8 protein-coding genes and 1 pseudogene are annotated in these 12,484 nt (G+C 70.9%); 7 read left to right on the top strand and 2 right to left on the bottom strand.

Annotation, left to right across the window (positions count from 1 at the left end; all coding sequences use genetic code 11):
- Window positions 1-168: 168 nt before the first annotated feature.
- The gene (gene recD2, locus AC3ET3_RS07675; RefSeq protein ID WP_432133121.1) at window positions 169-2,424 is read right to left on the bottom strand and encodes an SF1B family DNA helicase RecD2; all 2,256 of its coding nucleotides are present in this window, start codon (window positions 2,422-2,424) and stop codon (window positions 169-171) included.
- A gap of 163 nt (window positions 2,425-2,587) precedes the next feature.
- Between recD2 and AC3ET3_RS07670 the strand changes: the two genes are divergently transcribed.
- The 6 genes and pseudogenes from AC3ET3_RS07670 (at window position 2,588) to AC3ET3_RS07645 (ending at window position 9,028) form a co-directional block, all read left to right on the top strand.
- Complete coding sequence (locus AC3ET3_RS07670; RefSeq protein ID WP_432156647.1) at window positions 2,588-3,325, top strand: dienelactone hydrolase family protein; 738 nt, start codon at window positions 2,588-2,590, stop codon at window positions 3,323-3,325.
- A 391-nt stretch (window positions 3,326-3,716) separates the two neighbouring features.
- Complete coding sequence (locus tag AC3ET3_RS07665; RefSeq protein WP_432156690.1) at window positions 3,717-4,622, top strand: ribokinase; 906 nt, start codon at window positions 3,717-3,719, stop codon at window positions 4,620-4,622.
- A pseudogene (locus AC3ET3_RS07660) lies at window positions 4,619-4,970 on the top strand (RbsD/FucU domain-containing protein); the annotation flags it as partial. The gene AC3ET3_RS07665 and the pseudogene AC3ET3_RS07660, both read left to right, overlap by 4 nt.
- A 192-nt stretch (window positions 4,971-5,162) precedes the next feature.
- Window positions 5,163-6,485 (top strand): crotonyl-CoA carboxylase/reductase, encoded by a 1,323-nt coding sequence (ccrA, locus tag AC3ET3_RS07655; protein ID WP_432156648.1) that lies wholly within the window; start codon window positions 5,163-5,165, stop codon window positions 6,483-6,485.
- 276 nt (window positions 6,486-6,761) lie between these two features.
- Window positions 6,762-7,736: an alpha/beta hydrolase gene (locus tag AC3ET3_RS07650; protein ID WP_488191823.1), complete on the top strand. Its 975-nt coding sequence runs from the start codon at window positions 6,762-6,764 to the stop codon at window positions 7,734-7,736.
- Between the two features lie 44 nt (window positions 7,737-7,780).
- Window positions 7,781-9,028 carry a glycosyltransferase gene (locus AC3ET3_RS07645; protein ID WP_432133126.1) on the top strand — a complete coding sequence of 416 codons (1,248 nt, stop codon included), beginning with the start codon at window positions 7,781-7,783 and terminating at the stop codon, window positions 9,026-9,028.
- A 36-nt stretch (window positions 9,029-9,064) separates the two neighbouring features.
- Here AC3ET3_RS07645 and AC3ET3_RS07640 read toward each other — a convergent pair whose 3' ends face one another.
- Window positions 9,065-10,504 carry an MFS transporter gene (locus tag AC3ET3_RS07640; RefSeq protein ID WP_432156650.1) on the bottom strand — a complete coding sequence of 480 codons (1,440 nt, stop codon included), beginning with the start codon at window positions 10,502-10,504 and terminating at the stop codon, window positions 9,065-9,067.
- Between the two features lie 198 nt (window positions 10,505-10,702).
- Here AC3ET3_RS07640 and AC3ET3_RS07635 point away from each other — a divergent pair, with 198 nt between their 5' ends.
- Window positions 10,703-12,442, top strand: coding sequence for a fatty acyl-AMP ligase (locus AC3ET3_RS07635; protein WP_432133128.1), 1,740 nt, complete (start codon window positions 10,703-10,705; stop codon window positions 12,440-12,442).
- Window positions 12,443-12,484: the final 42 nt, after the last annotated feature.

Genomic DNA, 12,484 nt, shown 5'->3' with positions numbered 1-12,484 from the left:
TTGGCGCAGGAGAGTGCACTCGGGGTCGACCATTGGGCTTACCGGCGGCACTCAGTGCCGCCAACTTGCTCATCCTGCCGCCTTCGACCCGGTTCCGGAAGTGGTCTGTGACCTTCACGACTCGTTTGATCGATCATTTTTTTGCACTGTCTCACGATCCGCGCCGTCTCACGACCCGCGGCCGCCGAGGCGGAAGTCCAGTGCCGTGCAGCGCCGGCCCGCCGAGACCGAGCGGACCGCCTGGCCGATCGCCTTGCGGGAACCCACGAGGACGACCAGCGACTTGGCGCGGGTCACCGCCGTGTACAGCAGATTCCGCTGGAGCATCATCCACGCGCCGGTGGTGACGGGGATGACGACCGCGGGATACTCGCTTCCCTGCGAGCGGTGGATGGTGACCGCGTAGGCGTGCGCCAGCTCGTCCAGCTCGTCGAACTCGTACGCCACCTCCTCGTCCTCGTCCGTCAGCACCGTGAGCCGCTGGTCGACCGGGTCGAGGGAGGTGACCACGCCCACGGTCCCGTTGAAGACGCCGTTCTTCCCCTTCTCGTAATTGTTGCGGATCTGGGTGACCTTGTCGCCGACGCGGAAGACCCGGCCGCCGAACCGCTTCTCGGGCAGATCGGGGCGGCCCGGGGTGATGGCCTGCTGCAGCAGCCCGTTGAGCGTGCCGGCGCCGGCCGGGCCGCGGTGCATCGGCGCGAGCACCTGCACGTCCCGGCGCGGGTCCAGGCCGAACCTGGCCGGAACGCGCCGGGCGGCCACGTCGACGGTGAGCCGGCCGGCCTCCTCGGTGTCGTCCTCGACGAAGAGGAAGAAGTCCTTCATGCCGTCGGTCACCGGGTGCTGCCCGGCGTTGATCCGGTGCGCGTTGGTGACCACGCCGGACTGCTGCGCCTGGCGGAACACGCGCGTCAGACGCACGGCGGGGATCGGGCCGCCGTCGGCGAGCAGGTCCCGCAGGACCTCCCCCGCGCCGACGCTGGGCAACTGGTCGACGTCTCCGACGAACAGCAGGTGGGCGCCCGGCGGAACCGCCTTGACCAGCTTGTTCGCCAGCAGCAGGTCCAGCATGGACGCCTCGTCGACCACCACCAGGTCGGCGTCCAGCGGCCGGTCCCGGTCGTACGCCGCGTCGCCGCCCGGCTTCAGCTCCAGCAGGCGGTGCACCGTGGACGCCTCGGCGCCGGTCAGCTCGGCCAGCCGCTTGGCGGCACGGCCGGTGGGCGCGGCCAGCACCACCTTGGCCTTCTTCGCCCGGGCCAGCTCCACGATCGAGCGCACGGTGAACGACTTGCCGCAGCCGGGGCCGCCCGTGAGCACCGCGACCTTCTCGCTCAGCGCCAGTCTCACGGCCGCCTCCTGCTCGGGGGCGAGGTCGGCGCCGGTCCGGGTGCGCAGCCAGGCCAGCGCCTTGTCCCAGGCCACGTCCCTGAAGCCCGGCATCCGGTCCTGCTCGGTGCGCAGCAGGCGCAGCAGCTGGGCGGCGAGGGAGAGTTCGGCGCGGTGGAAGGGGACCAGGTAGACCGCCGTGACCGGCTCCGAGTCGCCGTCCGGGCCGGGCACCTTCTCCCGTACGACGCCCGGGTCCTCGCCGTCCTGCGGGACCTCGGCCAGCTCGGCGAGGCACTCGATGACCAGCCCGGTGTCCACGCCCAGCAGCTTCACCGCGTCGGCGATCAGCCGCTCCTCGGGCAGATAGCAGTGCCCCTGGTCGGCGGACTGGGACAGCGCGTACTGAAGGCCCGCCTTGACGCGCTCCGGGCTGTCGTGCGGGATGCCGACGGACCGGGCGATCCTGTCGGCGGTGAGGAACCCGATGCCCCAGACGTCGGAGGCCAGCCGGTACGGCTGGTTCTTCACCACGGAGATCGAGGCGTCGCCGTACTTCTTGTAGATGCGCACGGCGATGGAGGTGGAGACCTCCACCGTCTGGAGGAAGAGCATGACCTCCTTGATCGCCTTCTGTTCCTCCCAGGCGTCGGCGATCTTCTTCGTGCGCTTGGGGCCGAGGCCGGGGACCTCGATCAGCCGCTTGGGCTCCTCCTCGATGATCGTGAGGGTGTCGGTGCCGAAGTGCCGGGTGATGCGGTCGGCGAAGACCGGGCCGATGCCCTTGACCAGGCCCGAGCCCAGATAGCGGCGGATGCCCTGGACGGTGGCGGGCAGCACGGTGGTGTAGTTCTCCACGAGGAACTGCTTGCCGTACTGCGGGTGGGAGCCCCAGCGGCCCTCCATCCGCAGCGACTCCCCGACCTGGGCGCCGAGCAGCGCGCCGACGACCGTGAGCAGGTCGCCGGCGCCCCGGCCGGTGTCGACGCGGGCGACCGTGTAGCCGTTGTCCTCGTTGGCGTAGGTGATGCGCTCCAGGACGCCTTCCAGCACGGCGAGTCGCCGCTCCCCGCTCCCCGTTTCCTGAGCCATGATCCGACGGTACCGCCCGGCACCGACAGTTCAGCCCGCCTGCGCCCTCACATGGTCGACGACCTCGGCGAAGTCCTCGGCCGGGAAGGAGCCGACGTACGCTGTTCTGCCGGCGGCAGAACACCGGCCGGGCCGGGCTCGACGGCCACTACCGTCCAGTCCCATGACAGCGATCACGACGCGTACGGTCGAGTACCCGGCGGACGGTCTGACGATGATCGGGCACCTGGCGCTTCCAGCCGGTACCGACCGCCGGCCCGCGGTGTTGCTCGGACCGGAGGGCATGGGGCTCAGCGATGTCGAGCGCCGCCGGGCCGACGCTCTCGCCGAGCTGGGATACGTGACGCTGGCCTTCGACCTGCACGGCGGGCGCTATGTGGGCGACCCCGAGGAGATGCTGGCCCGTTGCCTGCCGCTGCTCGCCGATCCCGACCGGATGCGGCACATCGGCCACGCGGCACTCGACGAGTTGCGCAGCGAGCCCCGGACCGACCCCGACCGGATCGCCGCCATCGGCTACGGCACCGGGGGTGCCATCGCGCTGGAACTCGGGCGCGACGGCGTCGACCTGCGGGCGATCGGCACGGTCAACGCGACCACCACGGGCCGACCGGGCGAGGCAGCGCGCATTCGCTGCCCGGTGTGGGCCGGGGTCGGATCGGAAGACCCGATCATGCCGCCCGCACAACGGAACGCGTTCACCGCCGAGATGCAGGCCGCGGGCGTCGACTGGCGCCTCGTGGTCTACGGCGGCGCCTTGCACGCCTTCCACCACCCGCCGGTCGACCACCCCACGGTCCCCGGCGTCGGCTACCACCCCCAGCACGCGCGGCGAGCCTGGCGCGACGTCGTCGACCTGCTCGCCGAGTGCCTGCCCGTGACGGGGGATCAGAGGGCATGACCCGGGCAGACAGCCTGGCCGCCGGCCTGGCCCGCGTCGTGCACTGACAGTTGCCACTCCTCAAGTCCGCACAGCGGCAGGGCGCTTCAGCGGCCCGGGCTCCGGCGGCCCGCCTCCCGGCTGCCCCGGCGCAGGGCCGGGTCCACCGGAACCCGCGCCGGGCGGCGTGCCACCCCGTTCCGTCGGACAGGGCACGCGGTACGCGTCGGTGGCACGGCAGCCGCCAGAGCCTGGCACGATCGCCGTGGACGACGCGCCGCGGGGAGCCGCCCGGTTGGGCGGAACGGGACGGCGCGACGCCGATGAGCAGCGGGCGGGCGGTCGCGGCCGGTCGGCGCCGGGGCGACCGCCCGCCCGGCGCGGGTGATTGGGGAGTGCGTTCACGATGGTGATGTACGACTACGACCTGCTGGTCGTGGGGTCGGCCAACGCCGACCTGGTGATCGGTGTCGAGCGCAGGCCGGCGGCCGGGGAGACGGTGCTCGGCTCGGACCTGGCCGTCCACCCGGGCGGCAAGGGCGCCAACCAGGCCGTCGCGGCGGCCCGCCTCGGCGCCCGTACGGCCCTGCTGGCCCGGGTCGGCGACGACGCCTACGGGCGGCTGCTGCTGGACTCGCAGCGGGCGGCCGGAGTGGACACGGTGGGCGTACTGGTGAGCGCGGCGCCGACCGGGGTCGCGCTGATCACGGTGGACCCGTCGGGGGACAACAGCATCGTCGTCTCCCCGGGCGCCAACGGCCGGCTCACGCCTCAGGACGTGCGGACGGCCGCGAGCCTCTTCAGCGCCTCCCGGGTTGTGTCCACACAGCTGGAGATCCCGCTCGAGACGGTGGTGGAGGTGGTGCGGAACCTGGCGCCGGGCAGCCGGTTCGTGCTGAACCCGTCCCCGCCGCGTCCGCTCCCGGCGGAGGTGCTGACGGCCTGCGATCCGCTGATCGTCAACGAGCACGAGGCGAAGGTCGTCCTGGGCGACGCCGCCGGGGTGAGCGACGATCCGGCGGCGTGGGCGCGGCTGCTGCTGGCGAAGGGCCCGCGTTCGGTGGTGGTGACGCTGGGCGGCGAGGGCGCGCTGGTGGCCTCCGCGGACGGTATCGCCCGGGTTCCCTCCGTCACGGTGCACGCCGTGGACACCACCGGTGCGGGGGACGCGTTCACCGCGGCGCTGGCCTGGCGGCTGGGCACGGGCGAGCCGCTCGCCGAGGCGGCGGCGTACGCGGCCCGGGTGGGTGCGGCCACGGTCACGAAGGAAGGGGCGCAGGTGTCCTTCCCGACCGCGACGGAGGTCGCCGCGCTGTGACGAGGAACGGAATCCTGAACCGGCACCTCTCCGGCGCCCTGGCCGAACTCGGGCACGGCAACGGGGTGCTGGGGTGCGACGCCGGTTACGCAGATCCCCGACGGGCCGCGCATGGTGGACCCGCCTCCCGGGCCGGGGTGCCCTCCTTAGGTGCTCGAAGGGCTGTCGGCGGAGCTGGCGGCGGAGGGCGCGACGGCCGCAGCCGGGGTACGGGACGCCGATCCGGCGGCGGAGCAGCTGCTGGCGGGCCACTTCCCCGGTCTCACGCTGGTGCCGCCCGAGCGGCTCAAGGAGCCGCGCGCCGGCGCGCGGCTCGTCGCGCGCACCGGCGAGGCGCCGCCGTACGCGTACGACCCGCGAGGTGCCGGGAGGGTTGCACGGTCCGGGGTTGATCTTCTTTCGTGCGGCGATCGGCGCAACGGCCGTGCTCCTGCGGTTGCGTGAGCGGCACATCAGGGGCTTGCTGAGGGAGAGGTCCGCAAACGGATCGTACGTGCGGCCGTCGGCCGGGTGCGACGGCGTGATCAAGGGAGTTCCTCGATGCAGTCACCTCTGTCCGAAGCAGTTGTCGCCGGTGCCGGGGCCGCGGACCTGGAATCACTGCCCCTGCCGGACTACTTCCGCGCCACGACGGTCCGGGCAGAGGACGTGGACGTGTTCCGTTCCATGGATGACAAGGACGTACGCAAGTCCCTGTCCGTCGACGACGTGCCCATGCCCGAACTGGCGCCCGACGAGGCGCTGATCGCGGTCATGGCGAGTTCCATCAACTACAACACCGTGTGGACCGCGATGTTCGAGCCGGTCCCCACCTTCCAGTTCCTCAAGCAGATGGCGAGGAACGGCGGCTGGGAGGCACGTCACGATCTCCCGTACCACATCGTGGGCTCCGACGCGTCTGGCGTCATCGTGCGCACCGGATCGTCCGTTCGCAAGTGGAAGGCCGGCGACCACGTCGTCGTCTCGCCCGCCTACGTCGACGAGCAGGACCACGACACCCATCGGGACGGGATGCTCGGTGAGGGGCAGAAGGCCTGGGGATTCGAGACGAACTTCGGCGGGCTCGCCCACTACGCGGTGGTCCGGGCCAGTCAGCTCATGCCCAAGCCGGCCGTGCTGAGCTGGGAGGAAGCCGCCGTCAATCCCCTGTGTGCGAGCACGGCCTACCGCATGCTCGTCAGTGAGCGCGGTGCGCAGATGAAGCAGGGGGACGTCGTGCTCGTATGGGGAGCGACCGGCGGCCTGGGCGCCTACGCGGTGCAACTCGTCCTCAACGGCGGCGGTATCCCGGTGGGTGTGGTGAACTCTGCGGAGAAGGCCGAAGTGCTCACGGCCCTGGGCTGCAGAGCCGTCATCAACCGCTCCGAGATCGAGGCGGGTGACCCCACTCTCCTTCAGCGGCCCGAGGGCTGGAAGAAGATGGGGAAGGCCATTCGCGCCGCCGTGGGCGAGGACCCCCACATCGTGTTCGAGCACGTCGGCAGGAGGACGTTCGCCGCTTCCGTCTTCCTCGCGCGGCGTGGAGGCACGGTCATCACGTGCGGCTCCAGTACGGGTTACGAGCACCTGTACGACAACAGGTACTTGTGGATGCGGCTGAAGCGGATCATCGGCAGCCACGGGGCCAACTTCCACGAACAGTGGGCGGTCAACCGGCTCATCGCACTGGGACACCTGGTTCCGGCGCTTTCCCGGACCTACGTGCTCGACGAGGTGGGCGCCGCGGCGCGAAGCGTGCAGACCAACGAGCACATCGGCAAGGTCGGGGTCCTGTGTCTCGCGCCCGGTGAGGGACTGGGCGTCACCGACCCGGAGGGCCGCGCACGGATCGGCGAACGGCGCCTTGGCGCATTCCGCAGGTAAGTAGCCGCGGGCCCGCGCCGGCCCGCGTACCACCACACAGGCTCCCGCGCCGCTGGACGGCACGGGAGCCTTTCGCGATCCCGGTAGAGAGCATTCATACGAAAAGCGCGAATATCGCCGTGCGGCGTGTCCCGTGGGTGGCCGTCGATTCCTTTTCGACATTGTGGGCAGCCGAGTCCGACCCTGTGTCGCACGCTCCCGAAAACCTCCGCACAAGGAGTCCTCACCCTCATGCCTCCCCTCTTCACGTGGCCCGTCTTTCACGCATCCGCCCGCATGCGAGCGAGCTTGGTCCTTTTCTCCCTGCTTGCCCTCATCCTCACGGCCGGCTCTCCGCCGCACGCCCATGCGAGGGACAGTGCGCCACGGCGGGCGGGCGACCACGCGCACATCGCCGCGGTCCGGGACATCGACGACCGCACCCAGGACATCCAGGTCTACTCACCCGCCATGCGGACGACCATTCCAGTGCGGATCATCCTGCCGAAGAGCTGGAAGTCCAAGAGAAACGCGCGATTTCCCGTGGTGTACCTGCTCCACGGCGGGGACGACGACTACACCTCATGGACGCGCGAGACGGACGTCGAAGACCTGACGAGGAATTCCGAGGCGCTGATCGTGATGCCCGACGCCGGGAGGAACGGGTACTACAGCGACTGGTTCGCGGGGAAGCCGCGCTGGGAGACGTTTCACATCCGGGAACTCGTGCCGCTGATCGAGCGGGCGTATCGCGGGAGTTCGTCCCGCGCAGTCATCGGTATTTCCATGGGCGGTTTCGGGGCCCTGGTCTATGCGGGCCGCCACCCGGGAATGTTCCGCTACGCGGCCGCGATGAGTTCCTACGTGGACCTCTTCGAGCCCTCCGTGCTTCTCGCCCTCCATCTCGGGTCCCAGAGGGAAGGCATCGACATCAAGGACGTGTGGGGCGACCCCGTCATGCACCACGACGTCTGGAGGGCGCACAATCCCGCCTCGATGGTCCCGTCGTACCGCCGGACGCATGTACACCTCTCGGCGGGCGACGGGTCGCCCGGACCCGCGGACGGGGGCCGCGCACTGGACGTGCTGCTCGCGAGCACGCTGGGGGAGGTGACGCTTCCGGAGCAGATCTCGAAGTTCGCCGCCGCTCTCAGGTCGGAGGGCGTCAGGACCACCACGCACCTGTACCGCCCCGGCACCCATTCCTGGCCCTACTGGCAGCAGGAACTGCATGCCGTCTGGCCCCAGGTGACCCGGACGCTCGAACGCTGACCCGGAATCACCCGGGTACGCCCGCCGCAGGAAGGTCGAGGAACATGGGGCGAACGGTCATGCTGTTTGCCGCGGGGTCGCGCGGAGACGTGCAGCCCTGTCTGGCACTGGCGCAGTCCCTGATGCGACACGGACACGCCGTACGTGTCCTCGCCAGCACACGCTACGAACAACTGATCACGAGCACCGGAGCCGGATTCCACCCCGTGGCGGCGGACCCGTCGGACATCGTCGGCTCCGCCACCGGACAGGAGCTCCTGGGAAGCCGTCAAGGTCCCGTCGCCTTCGTGCGCACCATGAACAGAGTGCTGCGGCCCCACATCGAGAACCTCCTCGACGAGGCCTTCGCGTGTGCCGCCGGAGCCGACCTGGTCCTGGCCCCGGCCTTCGGCCTGTTCGGAGTCCATCTGAACCAGCGCCTGGGCGTCCCCCACGCCGTCGTCCACTTCCAACCGAGCCAGCCCACCCGGGCCTTCCCCCACCCCTTCGTACCGGCCGCGCGTCGGCTGGGGCCGTTCGGCAACCGCGTCAGCTACGACATCGTCGACGCCGGGACCTGGCTCCTGTCCCGCCGTCACGTCAACCGCTGGCGGGTGCGGCACCACGGGCTGGCCCCACTGCCCCGGCTGTCCCCCATGCGCGCGACGCGCCGGTCCACGGTGCTGTGCGCGTTCAGCCCCACCGTCGTCCCCCGCCCCTCCGACTGGGGCCCCGACGTGCACGTCACCGGGTTCTGGGACTTCCCTCAGCCTGACTGGCGACCGCCGCAGCGGCTGACCGCGTTCCTCCTCGCCGGGCCGCCGCCGGTGTACGTCGGCTTCGGCAGCATGCGCACCGGCGATCCACGCCGGACCGACCGCACCGTACGCGCGGCCCTGAGACGCGCGGGACTGCGCGGGGTGCTGCTCGGTGACCCCTCGACGAGTGAGGACGACATGCTGGTCCTGGCGGAGGCGCCGCACGGCTGGCTGTTCCCGCGCATGGCCGCGGTCGTCCACCACGGAGGAGCGGGGACCACGTGCGCGGCTCTGCGCGCGGGTGTGCCCAATGTGGTGTGTCCCTTCTTCGGCGACCAGCCGTACTGGGCCTCGCGGGTGCACGCGCTGGGAGCGGGCCCGCCCCCGCTCCCCGCCCGGGATCTGACCGCCGACGCGCTGGCGGAACAGCTGACGGCGGTCACCGGGAACACTGCCTTCGGCGAGTCGGCCCGGCGGATCGCCGGCGCTCTGAGGGCGGAGGACGGAGCGAACCGCGCGTGTGACGTCCTGCGTCACAGGTTCGCCCTCGGCTGAAGCCGACCGGGCACGGGCCCTCGGCCGGACGGGGCATCAGCGCGGACGCCAGGGCCTGAAAGCCGTACGGGCGGGCGCGGTGCGCGGGCCCCGCAGCGACCACCGGGCCACCGGCACCCCTGCACCGACCAGCACGGCCGCCAGGCACAGACCGGCCCGGTAGCCCGCCGACAGCGACTGACCGGCCGTCGCCCCGCCGGCCAGGCGAGCGTCCTGGACGAAGGTGACCAGGGCTCCCACGATCACGATGCCGAACACACCGGACACCTCGCGCGTCGCGCTGAACAGGCCCGCGGCGAAGCCGGACAGGTGATCCGGCGAGGCCCGCATGGCGCGTGTGGTCAGCGGCAGGGCCAAGGCGGACCCCGTACCGACACTCGCCAGCCCCGGCAGCAGACCGGCCAGACGGCCGCTCGTGCTGCCCACCGCGACGAGGAGCAGGCCCACGGCGACGAGGAACAGACCCGAGGCGGCGATCCTGGCGTCCCCGAACCGCCTGGCGAGAGCGCCGACGAAGGGGACCGTCGCGAAGAGCGCGCAGACGACCGGGGTGAAGGCCAGGCCCGCTTCGGTCGGGCTGAGGCGCAGGCCGTTCTGAAGGAACTGCGACGTGTAGAAGTACACCCCCGTCACGCCCAGTCCCCACAGGAGCTGGGTGACCAGCCCGCCGGTGAAGGCACGCCTGCGCAGCAGCACGGCCAGCGCCGGGCTCCGGCCCGGCTTCCTGACGCAGTACAGGGCCAGGAAGCCGCACCCGGCGGCGACCGCGCAGAACAGGACCGACGTCTCGGTGAAGCCGTGGCCGGGTCCCTGGATCAGGACGTAGGCGAAAGCGGCCACGGACACGCAGGCGAGTGCGTTCAGGTGCAGGGGCATGGCCGCCGGTGTCCTCGGGCGCGCTCCCCTGGCGCCGTGGGCGGCCCGGGGCAGCACCACGGCGCCCATGGCGAAGGCGAACAGACCGAGAGGGACGCTCAGCGCGAAGAGCCACTGCCAGCCCAGGCGCTGCGTCACCACACCGGAGACCACCGGCCCGAACGCCAGGGCCGACGCCATCGCCGCGGTCATCGCCCCGAACGCGGCGGTCCTCACCCGGGGCGGAAGGTCGTGCGACGTGATGGCCAGGGACGCCGGAAGCACGAACGCGGCCCCGACACCCTGAAGCGCACGGGAGCCGAGCAATGACGCACCGGTGCTCGACAGCGCGCACAGCACGGAGGCCACGGTGAAGAACGCCACCCCGGTCAGCAGCGTGCGGCGCCGCCCCACGGTGTCCGTGAACTGCCCGGCGATGAGCAGGAAGCTCGCCAGAGCGAGTGGATAAGCGGCCGCGACCCATTTCAGGGCGGCATCCGACAGGGCGAGTTCGCGGCCGATCCGGGGCAGTGCCACGTATACGACGCTGTTGTCGACGGCGATGAGAAAGGTGGACAGGCCCACCGTGGCCACGATGCTGAGGACGCGTAGTCGTTTCACGGTCTCCTCTCACAGTGCCGAGGGGTGTCACTCCAATGTCGGCGCGAGAGTGGCAGACGGCAACTCCAGCGTGCTTTGATGCCGTATCGGTGGCCTGGCGGACTTCAGTGCGCGAGGCGTTTTCCAGCCCCGGTCACCCGCCCGGCATGTGCACGGGCTGCATGGTTCTCGCCTACTCAACGAAAGCGCGGTGAGCACGTGCCAGCACTGGCGCCGAACACACTCAGCCATCACCTCGCCCACGTCGCGGCTCTCACACCCGCCGAAAAGGCCTTTACGTTCGTTGACTACCGGGAAGACCTCAGTGGAGTGGCCACTTCACTGACGTGGCAGGCACTCGAACAGCGGGTTCGTACCGCGGGCTCCGGGATTCGGCGACTCTGCGCGGCGGGCGACAGAGTGGCGGTCGTTGCTCCGCAAAGTCTCGATTACATCGTCGGCTTCCTCGCATCCGCGTGTTCGGGCACAGTAGCCGTCCCGATGTTCACTCCGTCCCTGCCGGGACACGCGGAAAAACTCGCGGCGGTGCTCAAGGACGCGGATCCCGCTCTTCTGCTGACCGTCGAGGGACACCGCAAGGAACTCGAGGATTTCTGCGAGCACCATGGAACTCCTGCCACCCACAGAATCGTCACGGAGGCGGAACTACGGAACGCCGCAAATGATTCCACAGTCATTTTCGACGTCGACCCGACCGATCTGGCGTACCTGCAATACACCTCCGGTTCCACGCGTATTCCGTCCGGCGTGGAGATCGAGCATGCCCAGGTGTGTGCCAACGCGCGCCAGGCCATGGAGGCGTACAACCTCCGGCGAGGGAACAACTGCACCGTGGGATGGCTGCCGCTCTACCACGACATGGGGCTGGTCCTCGCCGTCGTCCTCCCTCTTCTCGGTCACCTGCCCTCCGTCCTCATGGATCCCCTGGCCTTCATCCAGCAGCCGGCGCGGTGGCTGCGCCTGCTGACCCGGCACCCCGGCGCGCTGACGGCGGCTCCCAATTTCGCCTACGACTACTGCGTCCAGAGTCTCGACGAGCAGGAGATCGACGAACTCTCCCTCGCCTCGGTCGCCGCCATGGTCAACGGCAGCGAGCCCGTCGGGGCCGGCACGGTGGAGCGCTTCCACGCCGCCCTGTCCCGCACCGGGCTGAGCCGCATCGCCATGCGTCCCTCCTACGGGCTGGCCGAGGCCACCGTCTTCGTCTCCGCCTCCCCCCTCGGCGAGGAGCCGACGGTCACGTCCTTCGCCCGTGACGCCCTGGGCCGGGGAGTCGCGTGGGCGGCCGACACCGCGGACGAGGAGGCGACCGTCGACATCGTGGCGTGCGGGCGTCCCACGGGTCAGGAGCTCGCCATCGTCGATCCCGCGTCCTGCCGTCGTCAGAAGGACGGTCACATCGGTGAGATCTGGCTCCGCGGCCCCAACATCGGCCGCGGCTACTGGAACCGTCAGGCGGAATCCGACGCGACGTTCCGCGCGGTGCTGCGGGGGGAGGCAGCAGGCGGCGGATGGCTGCGCACCGGGGACCTCGGCGTGTGGCACGACAAGCAGGTGTACATCACCGGCCGCCTGAAGGACCTCGTGATCATCGACGGCACCAACCACTACCCGCACGACATCGAGGAGACGGTCGAGCGCGCGCACCCGGCCGTCCGTCCCCACCACGTCGCCGCCTTCGCCGTCTCCTCGGCGGAGGGGGAACACCTGGTCGTGGTGGCCGAGCACGGCAGGGACCGTACCGTCGACGGGGCCGCGGCGGACGAGGTGACGCGTGCCGTCCGCAGCGCGGTCGCCGCCCGGCACGGCGTAGCCGTGCGTGAGGTCGTGCTGGTACCGCCCGGCACCGTCCCGCAGACCACCAGCGGCAAGGTGGCCCGTGGCGCATGCCGCGAGCAGTACGCGGCGGGCCGGTGGACAGCCGCCGTCGAGGTTTAGGCCAGACCGTCGGGCGTCGCTCGAGCGCCGGCAAGGAGAGGT

Source organism: Streptomyces sp. bgisy159 (genome assembly GCF_057707805.1).
Note: the sequence above shows the minus strand (reverse complement) of the source record. Positions and strands in the feature narration are given on the sequence as shown.

Bases quoted from the DNA above. Each gene is read 5' to 3' on its own strand.
- recD2 (WP_432133121.1), bottom strand. From the start codon at position 2,424: ATGGCTCAGGAAACGGGGAGCGGGGAGCGGCGACTCGCCGTGCTGGAA.
- AC3ET3_RS07670 (WP_432156647.1), top strand. From the start codon at position 2,588: ATGACAGCGATCACGACGCGTACGGTCGAGTACCCGGCGGACGGTCTG.
- AC3ET3_RS07665 (WP_432156690.1), top strand. From the start codon at position 3,717: ATGTACGACTACGACCTGCTGGTCGTGGGGTCGGCCAACGCCGACCTG.
- ccrA (WP_432156648.1), top strand. From the start codon at position 5,163: ATGCAGTCACCTCTGTCCGAAGCAGTTGTCGCCGGTGCCGGGGCCGCG.
- AC3ET3_RS07650 (WP_488191823.1), top strand. From the start codon at position 6,762: ATGCGAGCGAGCTTGGTCCTTTTCTCCCTGCTTGCCCTCATCCTCACG.
- AC3ET3_RS07645 (WP_432133126.1), top strand. From the start codon at position 7,781: ATGGGGCGAACGGTCATGCTGTTTGCCGCGGGGTCGCGCGGAGACGTG.